Annotated in this window: 18 protein-coding genes; all 18 read right to left on the minus strand. The window is 42.9% G+C overall.

The window, feature by feature from the left end; genetic code table 11:
* Positions 1-106 precede the first annotated feature (106 nt).
* The 18 genes from BBH88_RS11830 to sucD all read right to left on the minus strand — a co-directional run bounded on the left by BBH88_RS11830 (position 107) and on the right by sucD (position 24,162).
* Positions 107-4,414: a PolC-type DNA polymerase III gene (locus tag BBH88_RS11830; protein WP_065536762.1), complete on the minus strand. Its 4,308-nt coding sequence runs from the start codon at positions 4,412-4,414 to the stop codon at positions 107-109.
* 735 nt (positions 4,415-5,149) lie between these two features.
* Positions 5,150-6,853, minus strand: coding sequence for a proline--tRNA ligase (locus BBH88_RS11835; RefSeq protein WP_006828247.1), 1,704 nt, complete (start codon positions 6,851-6,853; stop codon positions 5,150-5,152).
* 98 nt (positions 6,854-6,951) lie between these two features.
* Positions 6,952-8,211, minus strand: coding sequence for an RIP metalloprotease RseP (rseP, locus tag BBH88_RS11840; RefSeq protein ID WP_006828248.1), 1,260 nt, complete (start codon positions 8,209-8,211; stop codon positions 6,952-6,954).
* A gap of 116 nt (positions 8,212-8,327) precedes the next feature.
* Complete coding sequence (dxr, locus tag BBH88_RS11845; protein WP_065536761.1) at positions 8,328-9,473, minus strand: 1-deoxy-D-xylulose-5-phosphate reductoisomerase; 1,146 nt, start codon at positions 9,471-9,473, stop codon at positions 8,328-8,330.
* 16 nt (positions 9,474-9,489) lie between these two features.
* Positions 9,490-10,281, minus strand: a complete 792-nt coding sequence (locus BBH88_RS11850) for a phosphatidate cytidylyltransferase (RefSeq protein ID WP_006828250.1) — start codon at positions 10,279-10,281, stop codon at positions 9,490-9,492.
* Positions 10,278-11,069: an undecaprenyl pyrophosphate synthase gene (locus tag BBH88_RS11855; RefSeq protein WP_006828251.1), complete on the minus strand. Its 792-nt coding sequence runs from the start codon at positions 11,067-11,069 to the stop codon at positions 10,278-10,280. Before BBH88_RS11855 ends, BBH88_RS11850 begins: the two co-directional genes overlap by 4 nt.
* 152 nt (positions 11,070-11,221) lie before the next feature.
* Complete coding sequence (gene frr / locus BBH88_RS11860; RefSeq protein WP_006828252.1) at positions 11,222-11,779, minus strand: ribosome recycling factor; 558 nt, start codon at positions 11,777-11,779, stop codon at positions 11,222-11,224.
* Positions 11,779-12,504: a UMP kinase gene (pyrH, locus tag BBH88_RS11865; RefSeq protein ID WP_006828253.1), complete on the minus strand. Its 726-nt coding sequence runs from the start codon at positions 12,502-12,504 to the stop codon at positions 11,779-11,781. The genes frr and pyrH overlap by 1 nt, the downstream gene beginning before the upstream one ends.
* Positions 12,505-12,584: 80 nt before the next feature.
* On the minus strand, positions 12,585-13,469 hold the full coding sequence (tsf, locus tag BBH88_RS11870) for a translation elongation factor Ts (protein WP_006828254.1): 885 nt from the start codon (positions 13,467-13,469) through the stop codon (positions 12,585-12,587).
* A gap of 90 nt (positions 13,470-13,559) precedes the next feature.
* Positions 13,560-14,276, minus strand: coding sequence for a 30S ribosomal protein S2 (gene rpsB / locus BBH88_RS11875; protein ID WP_006828255.1), 717 nt, complete (start codon positions 14,274-14,276; stop codon positions 13,560-13,562).
* 376 nt (positions 14,277-14,652) lie between these two features.
* A complete protein-coding gene (gene codY, locus BBH88_RS11880; protein ID WP_006828256.1) occupies positions 14,653-15,432 on the minus strand; it encodes a GTP-sensing pleiotropic transcriptional regulator CodY in 780 nt (259 codons plus the stop codon).
* 86 nt (positions 15,433-15,518) lie between these two features.
* The gene (hslU, locus tag BBH88_RS11885) at positions 15,519-16,916 is read right to left on the minus strand and encodes an ATP-dependent protease ATPase subunit HslU (RefSeq protein ID WP_006828257.1); all 1,398 of its coding nucleotides are present in this window, start codon (positions 16,914-16,916) and stop codon (positions 15,519-15,521) included.
* Complete coding sequence (gene hslV, locus BBH88_RS11890) at positions 16,916-17,461, minus strand: ATP-dependent protease subunit HslV (protein WP_065536760.1); 546 nt, start codon at positions 17,459-17,461, stop codon at positions 16,916-16,918. Before hslV ends, hslU begins: the two co-directional genes overlap by 1 nt.
* Before the next feature lie 16 nt (positions 17,462-17,477).
* Positions 17,478-18,371: a tyrosine recombinase XerC gene (gene xerC, locus BBH88_RS11895; protein ID WP_040851680.1), complete on the minus strand. Its 894-nt coding sequence runs from the start codon at positions 18,369-18,371 to the stop codon at positions 17,478-17,480.
* A 67-nt stretch (positions 18,372-18,438) separates the two neighbouring features.
* Positions 18,439-19,749: an FADH(2)-oxidizing methylenetetrahydrofolate--tRNA-(uracil(54)-C(5))-methyltransferase TrmFO gene (trmFO, locus tag BBH88_RS11900; RefSeq protein ID WP_006828260.1), complete on the minus strand. Its 1,311-nt coding sequence runs from the start codon at positions 19,747-19,749 to the stop codon at positions 18,439-18,441.
* Positions 19,750-19,768: 19 nt separating this feature from the next.
* Positions 19,769-21,838: a type I DNA topoisomerase gene (gene topA / locus BBH88_RS11905; protein WP_006828261.1), complete on the minus strand. Its 2,070-nt coding sequence runs from the start codon at positions 21,836-21,838 to the stop codon at positions 19,769-19,771.
* Positions 21,839-21,940: 102 nt separating this feature from the next.
* Positions 21,941-22,837, minus strand: coding sequence for a DNA-processing protein DprA (gene dprA, locus BBH88_RS11910; protein ID WP_006828262.1), 897 nt, complete (start codon positions 22,835-22,837; stop codon positions 21,941-21,943).
* A gap of 422 nt (positions 22,838-23,259) precedes the next feature.
* Positions 23,260-24,162, minus strand: a complete 903-nt coding sequence (gene sucD, locus BBH88_RS11915; RefSeq protein ID WP_006828263.1) for a succinate--CoA ligase subunit alpha — start codon at positions 24,160-24,162, stop codon at positions 23,260-23,262.
* Positions 24,163-24,170 lie beyond the last annotated feature (8 nt).

Genomic DNA, 24,170 nt, shown 5'->3' on the forward strand with positions numbered 1-24,170 from the left:
ATGCCATAACAAACAGAAAAGAGCGGGAGAACCCACTCTTCTGCGACAGAGCTATTCAGTAAATGTTACTACAATAATACCATAAATCGCGCCGTGGTGCAACCTACTAGAACAAAGACAGCTGATTGGCATCCGGCATGCCTTCTAAGCAACCGTGGTCATCCATGTATTCGATGATTGTTTTTGAAACACGGCCACGTTGTTGCAGGTCTTCCTTGGACAAGAACTCTCCATGCTCGCGTGCAGCAACGATTGATTTTGCTGCATTGGTTCCTAATCCTGGGATCGCATTGAAAGGTGGAATCAGGCTATTGCCTTCAATGATAAACTGATCCGCAGATGATTTATACAAATCGACTTTTTGGAAAGTGTAGCCACGCTCAACCATTTCGAGCGTCAGTTCCATAACCGTTAATAAGTTTTTTTCTTTCGTTGATGCCTCTAATCCTTTGGCATTAATTTCGCTAATAATGGTGCGTATTGCATGCGATCCTTTAGCCATAGCATTGACGTCGAAATCTTCCGCACGAACTGTAAAGTAAGCCGCGTAATAAAGAACTGGAAAATGAACTTTGAAATAAGCTATCCGCACAGCCATCAACACATAAGCAGCGGCATGAGCTTTCGGGAACATATACTTGATTTTTTTGCAGGACTCGATATACCAATTCGGCACACCTTCTTTTTTCATGGCTTCTTCAAACTCAGGCGTCAATCCTTTTCCTTTTCGAACCGACTCCATAATTTTAAATGCTAATGAAGATTCAAGCCCTTGATAGATCAAGTAAACCATGATGTCATCTCGGCAGCCAATCACATCAGACAACTGGCAAGTTCCGTTTTGGATCAGTTCCTGCGCATTGCTCAGCCATACATCCGTCCCATGAGACAGCCCGGATATCTGAACCAACTCTGAGAATGTATTTGGTTTCGTTTCTTCTAGCATCTGGCGCACAAAACGTGTTCCGAACTCAGGAATGCCGAGCGTTCCAGTTTTACAACCAATTTGTTCTTTAGTTACGCCAAGCGATTCGGGTCCGGCGAAAATTTTCATCACTTCAGGATCATCAGTCGGGATGGTTTTTGGATCGATGCCCGATAAATCTTGCAGCATGCGAATCACTGTCGGATCATCATGTCCAAGTATATCTAGCTTCAATAAATTATCGTGGATCGAGTGAAAGTCGAAATGCGTCGTTTTCCATTCGGAGTCTTGAGCATCCGCCGGGAATTGTATTGGCGTGAAATCGTAGATGTCCATATAATCAGGTACAACAATGATTCCTCCTGGATGCTGTCCGGTACTGCGCTTAACGCCCGAACAACCTTGCACAAGACGATCAATTTCTGCGCCCCTCATAGTCATGTCTCGATCATTAGCGTAACCACGTACGTAACCATAAGCTGTTTTTTCCGCTACTGTACCAATTGTCCCTGCACGGAAAACATTGTCTTCGCCAAATAATTCTTTCGTATAGTTATGAGCTTTTGACTGATATTCACCGCTAAAATTCAAATCGATATCGGGAACTTTATCCCCTTTGAATCCTAAGAACGTTTCAAATGGAATATCTTGACCTTCTTTTTGATATGGGATATCACAATCTGGACAATTTTTATCTTTCAAATCAAATCCAGAGCTAACCGAACCATCATCGAAAAACTCCGATTTTTTGCATTTTTTGCAAATATAATGCGGCGGTAATGGATTTACTTCTGTGATTTCAGTTAATGTCGCAACGAGCGAAGATCCAACCGATCCACGGGAACCTACTAGATAACCATCGTCCAATGACCTTTTAACAAGTTTATGTGAGATCAAGTAAATAACCGCAAATCCGTGACCGATGATGGATTTCAATTCTTTTTCAATACGTGCTTCTACAATTTCAGGTAAAGGTAAGCCATAAATTTGCTTAGCCATATCGTAGCTCAATTCACGGACCTCTTCATCCGCACCTTCAATCTTCGGTGTGTATAGTTCATCTTTAATTGGTTTAACGACATCAATCATGTCTGAAATTTTCAATGAATTTCCTACAACGAGTTCGCGTGCTGTCTCACTGCCAAGAAAATCAAAAGCGTCCAGCATTTCATTGGTTGTCCTAAAATGTACTTTCGGCAATTTTTGGCGGTTTAACGGGTTAGCACCACCTTGGGATCCAATCAATACTTGACGGAAAATAGCATCTGTTTCATCGAGATAATGAACATTACCAGTAGCAACTAGCGGAATTTCCAATTTGCGGCTGATTTTCACCAGCTTGCGAATGATATCTTCCAAATTCCATTCATCACGAATCATTTCGCGTTCAATCAAGTGGGAATAGACTTCTTTTGGATGAACTTCCAAGTAATCATAGAATTGCGCTGACTTTTCGACTTCTTCCATCGACTTTTGCATAACTGCTTCAAACACTTCACCTTTATCGCAGCCAGAACCGACTAACAGTCCGTTCCGGTGCTTTTGGAGCAGTGAACGTGGAATACGTGGCACTCGGTAGAAATAATCAATATGTGAAGCAGATACTAGCTTGAAGAGATTTTTCAATCCTTCATCGTTTTGCGCTAGCAACGTACAATGAGTCGGCCGCGAACGTTTATAGGCATCTCCACTACCAACATAGTCATTGATTTGATCGTGATAAAGAATACCTTTTTGATCAGCTTCTTTTAACAGGTGCATCAATAAATACGAAGTCGCTTCGGTATCGTAGATTGCCCGGTGATGCTGAGTTAGCTCAATGCCGAATTTTTTAGCCAAGGTGTTCAACCGGTGATTTTTCATTTCCGGATGAAGCATTCGTGCTAGTTCTAGTGTATCAATGGTTGCGTGCTTTTTATCAATGCCATATTTCTTATAGCAGACATACAAGAAGCCCATGTCGAATGAAGCGTTGTGCGCAACCATAATATGATCGCCTGCCCATTCGTGGTATTTACGGATCACTTCTTCCACCTCTGGTGCGTTCTTGACCATGTCATCTGTAATACCGGTCAAGTCGATTGTCGTCGATGACAGCTCATGGTGCGGATTAGCAAAGCTCTCGAACTTATCGATGATTTGGCCACCTCTGATCTTCACTGCAGCCAATTCAATGATGGTATCGTAGACGGCGGACAAGCCAGTAGTCTCCAAGTCAAACACGACAAAGGTTTCTTCTTCCAGTAAGGCATGGCGTTCTTCGTAAGCAATCGGCACTCCATCATCCACTAAATTTGCTTCCAATCCAAAAATCGCTTTAATGCCATGCTTCTTACTTGCAGCATAAGCATCCGGAAAAGACTGCACACCGGCATGGTCTGTAATTGCGATGGCCGGATGTCCCCATTTAGCTGCTTGGCTGACCAGCGATTCGACAGACGAAACTGCGTCCATTTGGCTCATCGGCGTATGCAGATGCAGTTCAACACGTTTTTCTTCCGCCGTATCCCGCCGAAGCTCCGGTTTGATTTCGACCATATCTTGCGCCATCATCACCAAATCACGTACAAAAGTATCCGTTTGGATCGAACCGCGCGCTTTCAGCCACATGCCTTTTTTAGCATTGGCCATCAATTCGGCATCTTCCTTGTCACGAGAGAACATCTTCACGAGAATCGAATCGGTATAATCCGTAATTTTAACAGTTAATAGAGAACGACCACTTCGAAGTTCTCTAACTTCTGCATCAAAGACATAGCCTTCAACTGTAACGCGGCGTTCTTCGTCAACGATAGATTTAATCTCAGAAATGGTTTCATCTGGTTTAATGGCCGTACCCATCTGGAATGGTCCTGACGGTGCGCCATTTTCTTTCTGACTGGTTTCCCGTTTTTTCATGTCTAATAATGCTTTTCTAGCCATTTCTTCTTCTTCACGCAAGCGTTCTGCCATAAATGCTTCATGAGCGGCTTCCTGATTTTCGTCTGACAGTTGGAAATCGATCGCGACGTGAGGAAAACCAAACTGACGGTATACTCCTGCTAGTTTATCGCTATATTTTGATTTTAAAGCCATCATTTCATGCTGATGGTTGCATTGTAACAATAGCTTATTGCCGTTCCAGACAGGTGCTTGTGATAGGAGACGCTCGCGCAATGGTGGTGCCATATCCGCCAATTCTTCAACGGCGTATTTCCAATAAGATAACACCAAATTTTCTTGCGCCGTTTCCTGTGCTGTTTCAATATTTAATTGAATGGAAGCAATCGGAGAAAACGTGCTATAAAGGCGTTCTTTAAATAATAAGTATAGGTCAATCGGCAGGATATTCTTCAGTTTCACAAGAAATTTCCATGACCGCTCTTTTTTATGGACAGTCATCCGTGTCAATTCAGCCTCTTCGAAAAAAGGCATATGCACATCGTCCGTTAAGTCGAGATGCTGAAGCAGCAATTTGAATCGCATCTTGGCGTCTTGTTCGTTTGTCATAATTATCCCCTTCATGGTAGTGATTTAAGAAAAGCGCTGATGTCTGTATTTAAAGATAGAGACATCAAATTACTTTCAAGCTTTTGTTCCTTATGAATATGTAGCAAACCAACTACGCTTTCCTGCGGGCTAGCGCCGAACTAACTCGGGCATAAGCCCGAGTTAGTTCGGCGCTTCGCTATTCCGCGGGAGTCTCCGTTGGTTTGCTACATATCCTAAGAACATACTTAATATAATTTTCATCTATTTAATTCAAGAGAATAAAATTTAAATTCCACATCATTTAAGGTGATATAAAATATGTTTTTGGTGAAAACTGGCTACTTAACCCATTCTTCTGCATCATTTCACTATTTCGCAGGAGTCCTTTTTAGTTTGCTCCATATCCTGACAGTTACGCAACAATGTATTTTTCACTTATTAATGTCTGTATAAGATGTAGAAGAAAAAGCGGAAGGCGGCGAAGTGCAAAGGTGTGCTCCTGCATCGCCGCGCTAGCTTCGCCGCAAAGCTATTGCCCGAACTTTCTTCGTTCAATGGCTTTCCTGGAGATCAAGGCGAGCTGAAGACCCTGGACTGAGCGCAGCGAGGGAAGTGGCAGAAGCCGTGCCACTCGGAAAGCGTCCACCTGGAGCGATTTTTTCATAAAAACTAAAAGTTACATCTCCTGAAGCAGGCAGAAAAAGAAAGGAAAGTACATACTGTACTTTCCTTTCATCATATCAGATTTCACTGTTATTTTTTAAAAAACTGCTGCAATTGATCGAGTAATTCTTCGCTCGTCCACTCAAGTGTTTCACCTGTCCGTCTTATTTTCACTTCTAGAATTCCTTCAGCAGCTTTTTTGCCAATGGTAATTCGGATTGGCAATCCAATTAGATCGGCATCCGTAAATTTCACGCCTGCACGCTCTTTACGGTCGTCAAGCAACACCTCGTAGCGATTCGCTTTTAGTAAGGCATAAAGTTCTTCGCCAAGTTTACGTTGAGCATCGTCTTTGACGTTTACTGGTACAAGATGAACTTCATATGGCGCGACAGCATTCGGCCATGTAAACCCATTTTCGTCTTGGAATTGTTCAGCCACTGCAGCTAATACACGCGATACGCCAATTCCGTAACAGCCCATAATGTAAGGCATTGCTTTTCCTTGATCGTTTAAGAACGTTCCTTTTAGTGGAATGCTGTAAGTCGTACCTAGTTTAAAGATATGTCCTACTTCAATTCCCCTAGCAAAATGAATCGTTCCTTGACCGTCCGGAGAAGCATCTCCTTCTTGAATAAAACGCAGGTCATGAAAAGCTGGAACCGTAAAGTCTTTTCCGGGCGTGACATTTTTATAATGATAGCCACTTTCATTGGCGCCTGCAATGCCATTGACCATGTTTTCTACTGCATGATCTGCAAATAAGCGAATGTCTGCCGGTAAGTTGATTGGTCCAAGTGACCCGATGTCGCATGACAATAATTGCTGTACTTCTTCTGGTGTCGCCATTTCAATCACTTTAGCGCCTGTCGCATGCTTGACTTTAACGTCATTGACTTCGTGATCACCTCTTGCCAATACGACCACCATTTCATCATCTGCTTTGAAAACCATCGTTTTAAGGCATTTTTCAGCAGTCGTTTGGAAGAAATCTGCTATATCTGCGATAGTGTTCTTGCCAGGAGTCGCAACTTTTTCCATCGTTTCAGGTGTTTCATCTGAAACTGGATACGCTACGTTAACTGCAGCCATTTCGATATTAGCTGCGTATGAAGATGTATCAGAATAAGCAATTGTATCTTCGCCGATTTCCGATAATACCATGAATTCGTGGTTGTCTTTACCGCCAATAGCACCGGAATCCGCAATCACGGCACGGAAATTCAAGCCAAGTCGTGTAAAGATATTCTTATACGCTTGCATCATGACGTCGTAAGTTTCATCTAAACTGTCAGGCGTAGCATGGAATGAATAGGCATCTTTCATCAGGAATTCGCGTCCACGCAATAATCCGAAGCGAGGACGTTTTTCATCTCTGAACTTTGATTGAATCTGAAACAGATTCAACGGCAATTTTTTATAAGATTTAATTTCATCACGCAATAAGCTAGTGATGACTTCTTCATGCGTTGCCCCTAAAGCGAATTCACGGTCGTTGCGATCTTTTAAACGCATCAATTCATCGCCATACGTGTACCAGCGACCTGATTCCCTCCATAACTCTGCCTGTTGAAGTGCAGGCATGAAAATTTCGACGCTGTTCGCAGCTTCCATTTCTTCACGGATGACGGTCTCGACTTTTTGAAGTACGCGTTTGCCAAGCGGCAGAAATGAGTAGATTCCACTCGTATTTTGGCGAATAAAGCCTGCGCGCAATAGGAGCTGATGCGATTTCACTTCTGCATCGGCAGGAGTTTCACGTAAAGTAGGGATAAAAGTTGCTGTTTGTTTCATTCCAGAGTACACCTCAACTGACTATAGGATTTTATTAGTGAACTAAAAGTTCAAGACAGGCACTAGTATGCCTGCCCGATGATGCTCAATTGCCTATATTAAAAGAAATACTTTTGTATATCGTTCCAAGTGACGACAATCATCAACAGCATGAGAAGCATGATTCCTACGAAATGAACCATTCCTTCTTTTTGTCGGTCGACTGGTTTGCCACGCACGGCCTCGAGAATGAAGAACATCAAGCGACCTCCGTCCAATGCAGGGAGCGGTAGAAGGTTCATAATCCCTAAGTTGATACTGAGCATACCCGCCCAGCTCATCAAGGTAAAGAATCCATACTTTGCTACTTCTTCAGTCGTTTTGTAGATTCCTACTGGACCTGATAAGGCATCTATCGTAAATTGGCCTGTTACGAGCATTCCCAATAGACGGAAAATTTCTTTGAACCAAAAAATAGTTTGTTCAGCACCATAAGCAAAGGAGCCTAGAAAGTCTTTTTCAACCGGACTTTGGTAAAGTACGCCAATCACACCAATTTCTTCCGTTGATTGTTCTGAAATTTCAGGTGTAATGGTAAAGTCCAAAGATTGACCGTCTCGTTCAATATTAAATTCGAGTGGATTGCCGGCATTGTTTTGAACCGATTCAACCAGTTCGTCCCATGTCGCAATCGAATTCCCTTCAATTTCAGTTACTAGATCGCCATCCTGCATTCCAGCTTCTGATGCTGGGCTTTCTTCCGTCACTTCGGTGATGATAGGTTCAAAAGTCGGAACGCCCTGCATCATGCCAATCGCTGTGAAAATCAAAAATGCCAGGATAAAATTGAATAATGGTCCCGCAAAAATTGTCATGAAACGTTTTCCAACTGATTTCGAATCAAATTGTCTGTCATAGGGAGCCAAAATGGTTTCTCTGCCGTTCTCCTCAACAACCGCATCGCGCGCAACTTCAATGCGCACTAGCTTTTCATCTTCATCATAGCCCTTGATCCACAACTCTTTTTCCAAATCTGCTTCTTCTACTTCAAGAAACAAGATTTCTGGATAAACATGCTTTTGGTTCATGATGATCTTTTTAGCCTGTCCTTCTTTATTTAAAAGAACACCGATGCGATGGCCCGCTTGAAGATGGATGGTATCCATATCTTCGCCTGCCATGCGCACATAACCGCCAATCGGCAATAAACGCAACGTATAAAGCGTTTCACCTTTGGTAATACCCAAAATTTTCGGACCCATACCAATCGCAAATTCACGAACTAGAATACCCGCGCGCTTTGCGAAAAGAAAATGGCCAAATTCGTGGAAAAATACTAAAGCCCCGAAAATTATGATAAACGATATAACTGTTTCCATTTTGAACCCACCCTTTTAAAGAGAAACTCGCTCAGTAGGTTTTTCAGCGCCTACTGAGTGTTAGTTGATCCACTGACCGTTAAAGCGGGAAAAACTTATTCGGTTTTGATCTTTAGTTATTTTAGCATGTTTTTTACAGATTTTCTTGTTTCAGCATCCACATGCAAAATCGTTTCGAGATCTGGATTGGCAAGAACTTCATGTTGGTCCATTGCACGTTCAATTATCTCTTCGATCTGTAGGAATTTGATTTCTTCATTGAGAAATAACGCAACTGCCTGTTCGTTGGCCGCATTGAGTACTGCCGTCATTGTTCCGCCTGCAATGCCGGCATCAAAAGCCAACTGTAAAGCACGAAAGCGTTTGTAGTCCATCTCCTGGAAATTCAACTTTCCGATTTCAGCCAAATTCAAACGCTTCGCTTGCTGGCGCGGCAACCGGTCCGGATAAGACAAGGCGTATTGAATTGGTACGCGCATGTCTGGTGTTCCGAGTTGCGCCATCACGCTGGTATCGTGGAACTCAACCATAGAGTGAATGATGCTTTCTCGATGAAGAACCACGTCAATATCCGCATATGCAAAATCAAACAGAATATGTGCTTCGATTACTTCAAGCCCTTTGTTGACCATGGTGGCAGAATCAATGGTGATTTTCGATCCCATTGACCAATTCGGATGATTTAACGCATCTTGCACGGTAACATTTTTGAGTTGATCGCGAGTCAAATCGCGAAAGCTGCCACCAGAAGCGGTTAAAATTAATCGACTTGCTTGCTCTTTCTTTTCACCATTGAGCGCTTGGAACAATGCGGAATGTTCGCTGTCCACAGGAAGAATGACTGCGCCGTATTGTCTGGCACTGTCCATGACTAAATGGCCGGCTGTAACGAGTGTTTCTTTATTGGCGATTGCAATGGTACGGCCAAGTTTAATCGCTTCCAACGTTGGCTCAAGACCAACACTGCCCAGCACCGCATTAACCATTATATCTGCATCACGAACAGCAATTTCTATTAACCCATCGGCACCTGCTACGAATGACACGGCAGGATATTCGGCTTTCAGCATTTTAGCATCTTCCGATTGCTGTACACATACAATTTCCGGCTCAAATTCAGCAATCAATTTACGTGTAATATTCATATTTTTTCCGGCAGAAAAGCCGATCAATGAAAATTCATAGGGATGTTCTCGGATAATATCTGCTGTTTGGACTCCGATTGAACCGGTAGCACCTAGCAGGATAATTTTCTTTACCATTTTGCAAGTTCCTCTCTTAGACGAAATGTAAAAAGTGAAGCAATGGCATAACGAATAAAATACTATCAAAGCGATCGAGTATCCCACCATGCCCTGGCAAAATCGCCCCTGAATCTTTTACGTTAAAATGGCGTTTCAAAGCAGATTCCACTAAGTCACCCATCTGGCCAAAGACCGAAGCGATAATCGTCACGATAATAATTAAGATAATCGAATGGTTTAATGGAATGAAATAATTAAAAACCAGTGCAATCCCAATCGCCCAAACGATACCGCCCACAAATCCTTCAATTGTCTTATTCGGCGAAATTTCCGGCCATAATTTCCGTTTCCCAATCTTGCGTCCGGTAAAGTAAGCACCTGAATCAGTGAACCACACCACCAATAACGCAAAAACTAAATAACTGAGGCTGGCTTCACGTGTTTCGATAAAATAAAAGAAACCGATACCGACATACAAAGTTCCTAAGATGGCAAACGCAGCATCATCAAAAGTAAAGCTGTTTTTTACAATTACAGTATGTATCAAAAGAAGAATGACAGCTAAAAATGCAAACTCGACTTTCTCATAGCCTGTCCATTCGTAAACTTGTAGTGCCCATTGATTAGGCAGCATAAATGCATAAAGCGCCAATAGCGAAATAAGGCCGGGAATGCTCCGTAAGCTCCGGCCTTTCATTTTCAAAAGCTCTTGCAATGCTATTGTGCCGAGCAAATAAACCAGTAAGATAAACGGTACACCGCCGTAAACAACAAAAGGGATAAAAAGAGCAGCCGCAATGACACCCGTTATGATCCGTTGTTTCATTTCACTTCGTCTCCTTTCAACCCTCCATACCGGCGATTGCGTTTTTGATAAATCTCAATCGCTTCTAGCAAGGAATCTTCATTAAAATCGGGCCACAAGGTTTCCGTGAACCAAAACTCGGTATAGGCCAATTGCCAAAGCATAAAATTACTTAAACGAACTTCGCCGCTTGTACGGATCAGCAAATCCGGTTCAGGCAGACCTTTTGTCATCAACCCTCCAGAAATAAGGTCTTCGTTGATATCACAGATATCCAATGTCCCTGCAGCCACCTGTGCCGCAATATCTTTCACAGCATCTACAATTTCTGCACGGCTGCCGTAATTCAAGGCGAAATTCAGGATAAGTCCAGTATTGTCTTTAGTAGCCTCTTTCGCTTTTTTTATGGCTCTAAGTGTGTGCAAAGGCAAGTTGTGGTGATAGCCCATCATTTCCACACGAACATTTTCTTCAATCAATTCAGGCAGAAAGGTTGTCAAAAACTCTTCCGGCAAGCGCATCAAAAAATCCACTTCGATTTTTGGCCGCTTCCAATTTTCAGTGGAAAATGCATATAAGGTCAAAACACTGACCCCGAGTTCATTGGCAAGCTTGGTCACTTTGCGGACAGTCTTCATTCCTTCATGGTGTCCGGCAACTCTTGGAAGCGAACGTTTTTTTGCCCATCGCCCATTGCCGTCCATAATGATCGCAATATGAGTCGGGACTGCTTCGTTCGAAATCAAGACTGAGCGATTTCCGCTTTCCGAAACCAAATCAGTATTTCGTTTTAATAGTTTATTAAACATAGTTAATCCTCCACCTATTACAAATCGGCATGTCTATTGCTTATCATATCAAAAAAAACAGTATTGTGCTCTTCTTTCAGGAGACAGCGTCAATTTTTGGCATAAAAAAGCGTCCTGCTTAACAGGACGCCCAACACGAAATGAGGTTCGATTTAAACTTCCATAATCTCTTTTTCTTTACCTTTAGCTAGTTCATCGATTTTTGTGATGTTATCATCCGTCAATTTCTGGACGTCATCAGAATAGCCGCGCAGGTCATCAACTGTGATTTCACTTTTCTTTTCTAGTTTCTTGAACTCGTCATTAGCATCTCGACGAATGTTACGGATTCCGACCTTCGCTTCTTCCGCTTCTTTTTTCACTTGTTTCGCAAGATCTTTGCGGCGCTCTTCCGTCAATGCCGGAACTGCCAACCGGATTACCGAACCATCATTTGACGGGCTTAAACCCAGGTCAGATTTCAGGATGGCTTTTTCGATATCTCCAAGAACCGATTTATCATACGGCTGGATCATAATCAAACGAGCTTCAGGAATCGAAATTCCTGCGACTTGATTGACCGGTGTTGGAGAACCGTAATAATCGATTGTCAACTTATCCAGAATAGATGGAGTTGCACGTCCAGCACGGATAGAAGATAGGTCCCGAGAAAAAGCCTGGATTGCATTGGTCATTTTAGACTTAGTATCATTCATCACTGATTTCGGCATTATATTGTTCTCCTCACTACTGTCCCGATTTTTTCTCCGAGTACAGCTCGTTTTATATTTCCATTTTCCATAATTGAGAATACTACGAGTGGGATATCATTGTCCATACAAAGTGTGGAAGCTGTCGAATCCATAACCTGTAAGCCTTGTTGAATCACTTCGAAATAAGAGAGTTCTTCATATTTTACTGCTGTAGAATCCGTCTTCGGATCAGCTGAGTAAACGCCATCAACATTGTTCTTCGCCATCAAAATGACGTCGGCTTCAATTTCTGCCGCGCGCAATGCTGCTGTTGTATCAGTTGAGAAATAAGGGTTTCCGGTACCTGCCGCAAATATGACCACTCTCTTTTTCTCAAGGTGGCGGATAGCTCTTCTGCGGATGTAAGGCTCAGCTACTTGGCGCATTTCAATGGATGAAAGAACGCGGGTTTCCACATCCTGCTTTTCCAATGAATCTTGTAAAGCCAATGAGTTCATCACCGTTGCCAACATGCCCATGTAATCAGCTGTCGCTCGGTCCATCCCCATTTCAGAACCGACTTTACCTCTCCAGATGTTGCCGCCGCCTACAACTACTGCGACTTCCACTCCGAGTTCGACCACTTCTTTTACTTGGCTTGCTACTGATTTGATAATTTCAGGGGACAGACCGAAACCTTGTCCTCCTGCCATTGCTTCACCACTTAGTTTTAATACAATGCGTTTATATTGCTGAACACTCATCGGTACCCTCCATTACACTTTTATTGAAAAATAGGGAACACATTCTCGTGTTCCCAGGATGAATCATATAATAAATGGTCTTATTTTTTGTTAACTTGGCTCATAACTTCATCAGCAAAGTTGTCTTCACGTTTTTCGATGCCTTCTCCAACTTCATAACGGATGAATTCTTTAACAGACCCACCTGTAGAAGCTGCGAAATCACGGACTTTTTGATCTGAGTTCTTGACGAACGCTTGATCAAGCAAGCAGATATCTTCGAAATATTTGCCTAGACGGCCTTCAACCATTTTAGCAACAATTTTTTCAGGCTTGCCTTCGTTCAAAGCTTGCTCAGTCAATACTCCACGCTCGCGCTCTACTTCTTCACCAGAAACTTCGTCACGTGAAATGTATTTAGGATTTAATGCAGCGATGTGCATAGCGATGTCGCGAGCAGCATCCGTATCCGTAGAGTTTTCAAGAACAACAAGAACTGAAATCCGCCCACCCATATGAAGGTAAGGACCGAACGCGTCAGCATCTGTTTTTGTGCGAATTTCAAAGCGGCGCAAAGTGATCTTTTCACCAATTTTTGCGATTGCGTTTGAAATGTGATCAGCAACTGTCAAACCATTAGACATTGTTGAAGCGTTAGCTTCTTCAACTGTAGCTGGTTTAGTGGTGATCAAGTGTTCGCCCAATTCTTTTACTAGTGTTTGGAAGCCTTCGTTTTTCGCAACAAAGTCAGTTTCTGCGTTTACTTCAAAGATAATCGCTTCGTTTTCTTTTACAAGAATTGAAGTTGTTCCTTCAGCTGCGATGCGGTCCGCTTTTTTAGAAGCACTTGAAAGACCTTTTTCACGCAAGAAATCTAGAGCCGCTTCCATATCTCCGTCTGTTTCCACTAAAGCTTTTTTACAATCCATCATACCTGCGCCAGTTTTTGCGCGCAATTCTTTTACCATTTGTGCTGTAACTGCCATGATTAAATTCCTCCTCTATAATTTGTAGCCATTTTCTCAAAAAAAGGTGATAAGAGGGGTTGGCCGCTTATCACCTGTTCAAATCGTGAATTACTCAGCAGATTCAGCTTGAGTTTCTTCATCTTCTTCCGGTTTCGACTCAAGTAAAGCATCCGCCATTTTACCAGTTAACAATTTAACTGCACGGATTGCATCGTCGTTTGCAGGAATAACATAATCGATTTCATCCGGGTCACAGTTCGTATCAACGATACCAACGATAGGAATGTTCAATTTTATTGCTTCTGCAACTGCAATACGTTCTTTACGTGGGTCAACTACGAACATTACGTCCGGTAGTGAATTCATGTCACGGACACCGCCAAGGAATTTGACAAGGCGTTCGTGTTGTTTTTTCAACTGAACAACTTCTTTTTTCGGTAGAACTTCGAAAGTTCCATCTTCTTCCATGCGCTCGATTTGTTTTAAACGGTTCACACGTTTTTGGATTGTACCGAAGTTAGTAAGTGTTCCACCCAACCAACGTTGGTTGATGTAGTAGTTGCCAGAACGCTCTGCTTCTTCTTTGATCGCGTCTTGAGCTTGTTTTTTTGTACCGACGAAAAGTACTTTTCCGCCTTCTTCGCCAACTTGTTTCATGAAGCTATAAGCTTCTTCCAGTTTGCGAACTGTTTTTTGAAGATCGATGATGTAGATACCGTTACGTTCCACGAAAATATATTTTTTCATTTTCGGGTTCCAACGACGAGTCTGGTGACCGAAGTGAACACCAGCTTCTAACAATTGTTTCATTGAGATTACTGCCATGATTTGTTTCCTCCTGATAGGTTATTTTTTCCCTCCGCATTTTTCTTCTCTGAACCGTTACCCAGATGGGCACCCACGACTCAAATCGAAATGCGTGTGTATTTAACACCATTTGAAATTATACCATGCTTAGTCTTTAGACCGCAACAAGTTTCTCTCATAAAACGAAAAAGGCAGTCTGAAAAGGTGCCGGAATAATTCCGCCACCTTTTCAGACTGCCGAGAAACTTCTAACAAGCCGTGGTTTCTCGAAACTTACCGCTCGGCCCGCATCCTGCGAGCCCGTATGCGTCCGCCTGAAGCGAAATGAATGTATCAAAACTTTTTCAACAAGCTAAAGGTGCCGGGAAATTTCCCAGCACCTTTTAAGAGTTGATTAGTTCATTTTCAATTGTTCAAGTTCTGCAAGGAATTTTGTGTTCAATACTTTGATGTATGTCCCTTTCATTCCTAGAGAGCGTGATTCGATAACGCCAGCACTTTCAAGCTTGCGAAGTGCGTTAACGATAACCGAACGCGTAATGCCAACACGGTCAGCAATTTTAGAAGCGACAAGCAAACCTTCGTTGCCGTCAAGTTCTTCGAAAATATGTTCAATTGCTTCAAGCTCACTATAAGAAAGTGAAGAAATCGCCATTTGCACAACAGCTTTGCTGCGTGCTTCCTCTTCGATGCGGTCGCCTTTTTCGCGAAGGATTTCCATCCCTACAACAGTTGCGCCGTATTCGCCAAGGATTAAATCATCGTCATGGAATTCTGCATCAACGCGCCCAAGAAGCAATGTCCCAAGACGTTCTCCGCCACCGTTGATTGGTACGATAGTTGTCAGGCCGTTTTTGAACAATTCACGCTCTTCCACAGGGAAGATTGTATGTTCACTGTTAACGTCCAAGTTTTCTGTCGTTTCGGTGATGTTTGAAAGTTTTTGTGTGTATTCAATCGGAAATTGACGATCTTCCAACATCCCTTTCATACGTTCGTTCTCAATTTGCTGATTGATTGCGTAGCCCAACACTTTACCTTTACGGCTAACGACGAATGCGTTGCACTCAATCACTTCGCTCAATGTTTCAGCCATATCTTTAAAGTTTACTTTTTTACCGCCGGCTGCTTCCAGCATAGAGTTGATTCGTCTTGTTTTTCCTAATAAATTCATTTAAATGAACCTCCTACATAATTCGTACCGTATTTATTCAATATTCTAAAGGTTTTTACTCTTTAATGGAACTAATTTGCCTTATTTTACAGAATAAATTGTGACAAGTCTTTGTTTTTCGCCACATTCTCGAGTTTTTCGTTCACATATTGAGGGGTTATATCAATTTGTGCAGGTGAAATCTCAGAAGCTTCGAAAGACAAATCTTCCAACAGGCGCTCCAGTATTGTGTGAAGTCTGCGCGCGCCGATGTTATCTGTGTCCTGATTTACTTCATATGCAATTTCTGCAAGTCTGACTATTGAGGCATCATTGAATTGTACCATAACTCCCTCTGTTTCGAGAAGGGCTTTATATTGATTTATTAAAGAATGTTTTGGTTCTGTTAGAATTTTAACAAAATCCTCTACTTCCAGCTTCTGCAGCTCGACCCGAATCGGGAAACGGCCCTGCAGTTCCGGAATTAAATCCGATGGCTTCGACATATGAAAAGCTCCGGCAGCAACAAACAATACATAATCCGTTTTGACCGCTCCGTATTTGGTGGAAACTGTCGAACCTTCAACGATTGGCAAAATATCACGCTGAACACCTTCTCGCGAAACATCCGCGGAAGAAGAACTGCTCTTGCTGGCTATTTTATCCATTTCATCGATAAAGATGATGCCATGCTGTTCAGCACGTTCGATTGCTTCCAGCGCCACTTCCTCATCATCCACTAATTTAGCCGCTTCTTCAGTTGTTAAAATTCTCCGCGCTTCTTTCACTTGCAAACGGCGTTTTTTCTTTTTCTTCGGCATCAGTGATGAGAACGCATCCTGCATGTTTGCACCCATCTGTTCCATTCCCGACCCTTGCAATGCATCAAACATAGAACTTGAATTTTCAACCACTTCAACCGTTATCCATTCGTCCTCTAGTTGACCTGCCTTCAGGTCAGCGGTGATTTCTCTTCTTTTGACACGGACTTCCACTTCGGCAGTAGGTTCTTCCTCTTCTTGCTCAAGCTTCTGACCAAAAAGCATCTCCAGCGGATTCTGGTTCGTTTGTTTTTTACGCATCGACGGTGCCAGTAGTTTCACGATTCGTTCATTAGCGGCTGATTCCGCCTGAAATTGGACCGCTTCAAATTTTTCTTCCTTGACGATCCGCACAGCAGCTTCGACTAAGTCACGCACCATAGATTCAACATCACGGCCCACATAGCCTACTTCAGTAAACTTCGTCGCTTCCACTTTAATGAAAGGCGCCCCCGTCAATTTAGCAATCCGGCGTGCGATTTCAGTTTTCCCAACGCCAGTAGGTCCGATCATCAAAATGTTTTTGGGGATAACTTCGCCCCGCATCTCTTCATCCAGCCGACTTCTGCGGTAACGGTTGCGCAATGCGATGGCAATCGAACGCTTCGCATCTTTTTGGCCGACAATATAGCGGTCCAGATGGTCAGTAATTTGTCTCGGCGTTAAATCAGATTGATTTTTCATTAGGACAATTCCTCCACTATGATTTGATGATTGGTATAGACACAGATGTCTGCTGCGGTCTCCAGCGCAGATTGTGCGATTTGTGTAGCAGTCATATTATCTCCAGCATATTTTTTCAATGCACGACCTGCCGCCAATGCATAGTTTCCGCCTGAACCGATGGCCAGAATTCCATCATCAGGTTCGATGACTTCCCCGGTGCCTGACACCAACAGCAATTCATCTTTGTTCATGATGATAAGCATGGCTTCTAATTGGCGAAGCATTTTGTCTCCCCGCCATTGTTTTGCCAGTTCGACTGCCGCGCGCTGAAGATTGCCGTCATACTCTGTCAGCTTGCCTTCAAACATTTCAAACAGCGTAAAAGCATCTGCAACCGATCCTGCAAATCCAGTCAAAACCTGACCGTTGTATAATTTACGTACTTTTTTTGCTGTATGCTTCATGACCACAGCGTTGCCAAATGTAACCTGTCCATCTCCTGACATGGCGCATTTGCCGTTATGTTGAACCGCGAATATCGTGGTTGCGTGGAATTCTTGCATATTGAAATTCTCCTTTCTAAGCTCTCGGATGTGAATTTAAATAAGTATTCCGTAAATGTTCTTTGGTGACATGCGTGTAAACCTGTGTGGAACTTAAATGGGAATGCCCAAGCAATTCTTGGACAGTCCGAATATCGGCTCCATTATTTATTAGATGAGTTGCAAACGTATGGCGGATCATATGCGGATAAATAGAAGAATTGACAGAGGCCTTTTTCATGCATTCGCTTAAAATATGGCGAACACCTCGATCAGTTACGGTCTCTCCCCGGCTATTTACAAACAAGTAATCGTGTTTTTGGTTCTTCATGAGTTTGGGACGCGCATTCTCTATATAATGTTCCAGGGCGTCCTGTGCAAATTGACCATATGGGATATAACGTTCTTTGCGCCCTTTTCCCATCACTTTGACAATCTGTATTGTCTGATCCAGGTCACCCAGGCGGATAGAGACGCATTCACTGACACGCATACCTGTCGCATACAGCAACTCCAGAAGCGCTGTATTGCGAATCGATAGTTTGTCTTCCCCCAGAACCGACTTGAAAAGCTGTGCCAGCTCCTCCTCATAGAAAAATTGTGGCAATCGCTCTTCTTTTTTCGGATGATACAGCGATCTGAACGCGGCCTCATCCAATCCAAACTCACGATTACCGTAATGGAAAAAGGAGCGGATCGCAGAAATTTTCCTAGAAACAGTAGTTCGCGATAATTTGGCATCGTATAGTTTTGTCACATAGTTTCGAGCATGTATATATTCGACTTCTCTGATATCAGGTACGCCTTCTGCATTCAGAAACAGAAAAAAATCCGCCAAATCATGTGCATAATGCTGGACGGTGTGTTCAGAATAATTCTTCTCCAGTTGAATATAGGTCATAAAAGATTCAAGCATCTTTTCTTTCTCCATATACGCTCCGCCTTTCACCAAATACAAAAGCCTCTAAATTATACCAACATTTAGAGGCTTTTATCAATTAAACCGTTACTGTATTCATATAATTTTGAATTGAATCAAGTGCCCGGTTTGCGTGTCTTTCTGCACGTTCTTGTTTCGAGCGAATCCGTTCACCCAAATCCGGGAATAAGCCAAAATTGACATTCATCGGCTGGAAATTCTTGCTGTCCGCTTCTGTAATGTAACGAGCCATGCTGCCCAAAGCCGTTTCGGCTGGAAAAACTAGCAATTCTTCGCCCAATGCTAATTTCGCTGCATTGATTCCTGCTAGTAACCCGCTTCCTGCAGATTCTACGTACCCTTCGACTCCAGTCATTTGACCTGCGAAGAAGATATTCGCATCCGCCTTCAGCTGATACGTCGGTTTCAGTACGCGTGGTGAGTTGATGAACGTGTTACGGTGCATCACACCATAACGCACAATTTCCACATTCTCTAAACCAGGGATTAATTTCAATACCTCTTTTTGAGGTCCCCATTTTAAATGCGTCTGGAATCCAACAATGTTGTAAAGCGTTCCAGCTGCGTCGTCTTGGCGAAGTTGAACCACCGCATATGGCCGTTCACCTGTTTTTGGATCTTCCAACCCAACCGGTTTCATCGGCCCAAACGTTAACGTTTTTTCACCTCTTGCTGCCATTACTTCAACCGGCATACAGCCTTCAAAATAAATCTCTTTTTCAAATTCTTTTAATGGCACGACTTCCGCTTGGACAAGTGCGGTATGGAACCGCTTGAACTCTTCTTCTGTCATCGGACAGTTTAAATAAGCCGCTTCTCCTTTGTCGTAACGAGACTTCAAATATACTTTATCCATATCGATGCTGTCTTTTTCAACGATTGGCGCTGCAGCGTCGTAAAAGTACAAGTATTCCTCGCCAGTCAATTTGCGGATCTTTTCAGCAAGTGCTGGTGACGTCAGCGGTCCAGTTGCGATGATCGTAATGCCTTCCGGAATTTCCGTCACTTCTTCGTTAATCACTTCTACTAATGGATGATTTTTTACTTTGTCAGTAACTGCCGCCGCAAATTCGTGGCGATCCACTGCAAGTGCTCCACCAGCCGGGACAGATGCACGGTCAGCTGAATCGATAATCACCGAATCCAATTTCCGCATTTCTTCTTTGATGACTCCCACCGCATTGGTTAGAGAGTTAGCGCGCAATGAATTACTGCAGACTAACTCGGCAAATTTGTCTGTGTGATGGGCTGCAGTTTGTTTGACAGGTCGCATTTCGTATAGACGGACGTTAACTCCGCGTTTTGCGATTTGCCACGCTGCTTCACTACCAGCTAATCCTGCTCCAATTACGTTTACATATTTCGCCATTTTGAACACCTCTATAATATTATTGAACTTCTTCTTTATAATCACAGTTCGTGCAATTGATCTGAACGCCTTTTTTCACTTTTTTCTCAACCAGCAATTCGTTGCATTTCGGACAAGGACGTTCGATCGGTTTGTCCCATGATACGAATTCACATTCCGGATAGCGTTCACAGCCATAGAAAATCCGGCGCTTCTTGCTTTTTCTTTCAACAATCTCGCCTTCTTTGCATGTTGGGCATTTGACGCCAATATGCTTGACGATGGCTTTTGTATTCCGGCATTCTGGAAAATTGCTGCACGCCATGAATTTGCCGTAACGCCCCAGTTTGTAGACCATCGGCGAACCGCATAACTCACAATCTTCACCTACAGGCTCATCTTTAATCTGGACTTTTTCCATTTCCTCTTCTGCCACTTCGACGTTTTTCTCAAATTCAACGTAAAATGCGTCGATAATGGAGCGCCAATCGATTTCACCTTCTTCAACGGTATCCAAATCATGTTCCATTTTCGCGGTAAATTCGATATTCAGAATATCCGGGAAAAATTCGAGTACCAGCTGATGGACGATTTCACCCAACTCGGTTGGAATGAAACGCTTAGCATCCAGCGTCACATACCCGCGCTTCTGGATGGTATCCAGTGTTGGCGCATAGGTTGACGGACGTCCTATTCCAAGCTCTTCTAGTGTCCGTACTAAACGAGCCTCTGTAAAACGCGGAGGCGGCTGCGTAAAATGCTGATTCGGCGTAACTTCAATCGCTTTCACGACGTCACCTTCAGCCATTTCTGGCAAAATATTATCTTTTTCTTCTTTTTGATCGTCTGTACCTTCAATATACAGCTTCATGAAACCAGGGAACTTAACTTGTGAACCGTTTGCGCGGAACACTGCTTCGCCGTTCTGCAATTCAGCCATAACCGTATCCAAAACTGCCGGTGACATCTGGCTAGCAACGAAACGATCCCAAATTAGTTTGTACAGTCGGTAAAGGTCTCGTGACAGAATACTCTTCATCGATTCGGGTGTCCGCATAACACTTGTCGGACGCACGGCTTCGTGGGCATCCTGTGATTTCGCTGACTGCTTGGCAGCAACTTTTTGTGTAACATATTGTTCACCATAGTTCTCCACGATAAAGTCGATTGTATCTTTTTTCGCTGTATCCGAGATTCGAGTAGAGTCTGTTCGCATATACGTGATTAAACCGGTAATGCCTTCTTTCCCTACCGAAATGCCTTCGTACAATTGTTGCGCGAGCATCATTGTCTTTTTAGCTCGGTAATTTAATTTGCGGGCAGCTTCCTGTTGGAGTGAAGAAGTTGTAAAAGAAGGGGATGGATTTCTTTTTCTCTCTTTTTTCACCACACGGTTTACTGTAAAGTCTTTGCCTGTCATCGAAGACATGACTGCTTTAACGTCTGCTTCATTGTGCAGTTTCATTTTTTCTTTTGTATTGCCATAAAATTGTGCTTCGAATGTCTTCTTGGCTTTTTCAAATTCTCCAGTGATCGACCAGTATTCTTCAGGTTCAAAACTCTTGATTTCATTTTCCCGATCGATGACTAAACGGAGTGCCACTGATTGTACGCGTCCGGCTGATAAGCCCTTTTTAACTTTTTTCCAAAGCAAAGGACTAATGCTATAGCCAACGAGGCGATCTAAAATCCGTCGTGCCTGTTGTGCATCGACCAAGTCCATATCGATTTTGCGTGGATGTTTAAATGACTCTTTAATGGCGTCTTTGGTGATTTCATTAAAAACGACACGGCAATCCGAAGTTTGGTCAATGCCGAGTGCCGTAGCCAAATGCCATGCAATTGCTTCTCCTTCTCTGTCGGGGTCAGCCGCGAGAAAGACTTTCTTCGCTTTTTTTGCTTCTTTTTTAAGATCTTGTAATATTGGTCCTTTACCTCTTATCGTAATATAACGAGGTTCATAATTGTTTTCCACGTCTACACCCATTTGACTCCGGGGCAAATCGCGCAAATGTCCAAGTGAAGCACGGACTTTATATTTCTTACCCAAATATCGTTCGATTGTCTTAGCCTTTGCAGGCGACTCAACAATCACTAAAAAATCCGCCATAACCATTTCCTCCTCATAGAGGCTTCTCAAAAATACTTAAAAGAATTACCTGTTGCAAAATGTATAACAGATTTTGGCTTAATGCAAGGCTTTTCGTTTTTTTCATTCTTTTTCAGCTGTCATTTGCTGGTATTCTTCTAGTACCTGCCAGCCATTCCAGACCGGTTTTGCCCCTTCTGAAATTAATTTATGCGGCCCTTCGGATAAAGGCGATCCAATATCACCTGGAATCGCGAAAATATCTTTTCCATGGTCCAGCGCATGTTCAATTGTACTCAAAGTACCACTTTTGACTTGAGCTTCAGTCACGATAATTCCTTTAGACAAACCACTGATAATGCGATTTCTCATCGGAAAATTCCATTTCCGTGGCTCCATATAGGGAGGATATTCAGTTAAAACTAAATGTTTTTCTTCTATTATATTATTTAATACAGCATTTTCTTTCGGGTAGGGATGGAGAAAACCACTGCCTGTGACAGCAATTGTCCGGCCGCCCATTTCAATCGTTTTTTGATGTGCCATGGCATCCGCTCCTCTTGCCAGTCCACTGACAATGACAAAACCATTTTCAACTAGCGGTGGAACGATTTTTTGCAGAGCCTTTTGTGTATAGGATGAGGCTTTTCGTGAACCGATAATGGCAATCTTTTTGGGTTCTGCCAATAGTGTGTGGTCTCCTTTGGCATAAAGAACAGCGGGTGGATCAATCAGTTCTAGCAGGCTCTCAGGGTAGAGGGGATGCTGATAAGATATGGGGAGTATCTTATATTTCTCGTAGGTTTCACTTAAGGGGAATGTTAGAGATTGTAGATAAGAAGCTTTCAGTTTGACTGCCTGCTCGATCTTCACATTCAAGAGCCACATCAACTCATTCGGTGATTTCTTTTCAAGTTTTGACAGATCGTGGTCTTCTGCCAGCAACGGCAGTAATTTCTGTAAGCTTTTGGGATAGACGTAGTGCAACGCTAATAAACGCTCCGTGAATTCTTTGTTCATTTTGTTCCTCCTGTTCTATTTTTAGTTAAAAATCAGGTGCAGCAACTAGGTTGCAGCCTATCTCCATACTAATTGGTTTTACCCTAGTAGTAAACCTGCAATACATTGCCACAATTCGTACATTTTTAAATCCCTAAAGCAGCTAGACTTTGACCATACCTTATAAACAACTCTTTTAACCTGTTTCACAATTTCTGTCGGAGCCCTTATCCTTTTAACTACAATTTTCAATGTTGTTACACTTTTATCAATGCTAAAATATACCCAACGGCTTTTGCTTACAAGGATTTCCCGTAGATTAAACCGACAAAGCTAACAAAGAATTTCTGAGGTCCAATTTCGGCGCTGAAATACGAGCAAGGAAAACATTGAAAAAAGGCTCAAAACGTCGCATTATCAACGTTTTGAGCCTTGATTTTGTATTAATGAGTTTTACATTTATCGTATAACCCTTTTTCTCTAATAACTTGGATCAAAGTTTCTCCGATAACAGATGGAGTGTCTGCAACTTCGATTCCAGCTTCATTCATTGCTTTGATTTTATCAGCAGCCGTTCCTTTACCGCCAGAAATAATCGCACCGGCGTGGCCCATACGTTTTCCTTCAGGTGCAGTTTGTCCGCCAATAAATCCTACTACAGGTTTTGTCATGTTCGCTTTAACCCACTCAGCAGCTTCTTCTTCAGCTGTTCCGCCGATTTCACCGATCATAACGACTGCGTAAGTATCTTCATCTTCGTTGAATTCTTTCAACACGTCGATAAAGTTCGTGCCGTTAACTGGGTCTCCACCGATGCCGACAGCTGTCGACTGGCCAATTCCCTCTTCAGACAATTGGTGAGTTGCTTCATACGTCAATGTACCTGAACGTGAAACAACGCCAACGTGTCCTTTCTTGTGAATGTATCCAGGCATGATGCCGATTTTACATTCGTCCGGAGTAATTACGCCCGGGCAGTTTGGTCCAACAAGACGTGTTTTCTTGCCTTCCATGTAACGCTTCACTTTGACCATATCCAAAACTGGAATATGCTCAGTGATACAAATTGCCATATCAAGCTCAGCTTCAACAGCTTCAAGAATTGCGTCTGCCGCAAAAGGTGCCGGTACGTAAATTACAGATACATTCGCCCCTGTAGCTTTAACTGCATCTTCTACAGTATTGAAGACAGGTACGCCTTCAGCTTCAGTTCCGCCTTTACCTGGTGTTACACCCGCAACGATTTTCGTTCCGTATTCAAGCATTTGCTTTGTATGGAAAAGGGCAGTTGACCCTGTAATTCCTTGTACAAGCACTTTTGTGTCTTTGTTAATGTATACACTCATTTTTGTCC

The organism is Planococcus antarcticus DSM 14505, assembly GCF_001687565.2.
Lineage (GTDB): Bacteria > Bacillota > Bacilli > Bacillales_A > Planococcaceae > Planococcus > Planococcus antarcticus.

Excerpts from the sequence above, each read along its gene's own strand:
- BBH88_RS11830 (WP_065536762.1), bottom strand. The coding sequence starts at position 4,414 with ATGACAAACGAACAAGACGCCAAGATGCGATTCAAATTGCTGCTTCAG.
- BBH88_RS11835 (WP_006828247.1), bottom strand. The coding sequence starts at position 6,853 with ATGAAACAAACAGCAACTTTTATCCCTACTTTACGTGAAACTCCTGCC.
- rseP (WP_006828248.1), bottom strand. The coding sequence starts at position 8,211 with ATGGAAACAGTTATATCGTTTATCATAATTTTCGGGGCTTTAGTATTT.
- dxr (WP_065536761.1), bottom strand. The coding sequence starts at position 9,473 with ATGGTAAAGAAAATTATCCTGCTAGGTGCTACCGGTTCAATCGGAGTC.
- BBH88_RS11850 (WP_006828250.1), bottom strand. The coding sequence starts at position 10,281 with ATGAAACAACGGATCATAACGGGTGTCATTGCGGCTGCTCTTTTTATC.
- BBH88_RS11855 (WP_006828251.1), bottom strand. The coding sequence starts at position 11,069 with ATGTTTAATAAACTATTAAAACGAAATACTGATTTGGTTTCGGAAAGC.
- frr (WP_006828252.1), bottom strand. The coding sequence starts at position 11,779 with ATGCCGAAATCAGTGATGAATGATACTAAGTCTAAAATGACCAATGCA.
- pyrH (WP_006828253.1), bottom strand. The coding sequence starts at position 12,504 with ATGAGTGTTCAGCAATATAAACGCATTGTATTAAAACTAAGTGGTGAA.
- tsf (WP_006828254.1), bottom strand. The coding sequence starts at position 13,469 with ATGGCAGTTACAGCACAAATGGTAAAAGAATTGCGCGCAAAAACTGGC.
- rpsB (WP_006828255.1), bottom strand. The coding sequence starts at position 14,276 with ATGGCAGTAATCTCAATGAAACAATTGTTAGAAGCTGGTGTTCACTTC.
- codY (WP_006828256.1), bottom strand. The coding sequence starts at position 15,432 with ATGAATTTATTAGGAAAAACAAGACGAATCAACTCTATGCTGGAAGCA.
- hslU (WP_006828257.1), bottom strand. The coding sequence starts at position 16,916 with ATGAAAAATCAATCTGATTTAACGCCGAGACAAATTACTGACCATCTG.
- hslV (WP_065536760.1), bottom strand. The coding sequence starts at position 17,461 with ATGCAAGAATTCCACGCAACCACGATATTCGCGGTTCAACATAACGGC.
- xerC (WP_040851680.1), bottom strand. The coding sequence starts at position 18,371 with ATGGAGAAAGAAAAGATGCTTGAATCTTTTATGACCTATATTCAACTG.
- trmFO (WP_006828260.1), bottom strand. The coding sequence starts at position 19,749 with ATGGCGAAATATGTAAACGTAATTGGAGCAGGATTAGCTGGTAGTGAA.
- topA (WP_006828261.1), bottom strand. The coding sequence starts at position 21,838 with ATGGCGGATTTTTTAGTGATTGTTGAGTCGCCTGCAAAGGCTAAGACA.
- dprA (WP_006828262.1), bottom strand. The coding sequence starts at position 22,837 with ATGAACAAAGAATTCACGGAGCGTTTATTAGCGTTGCACTACGTCTAT.
- sucD (WP_006828263.1), bottom strand. The coding sequence starts at position 24,162 with ATGAGTGTATACATTAACAAAGACACAAAAGTGCTTGTACAAGGAATT.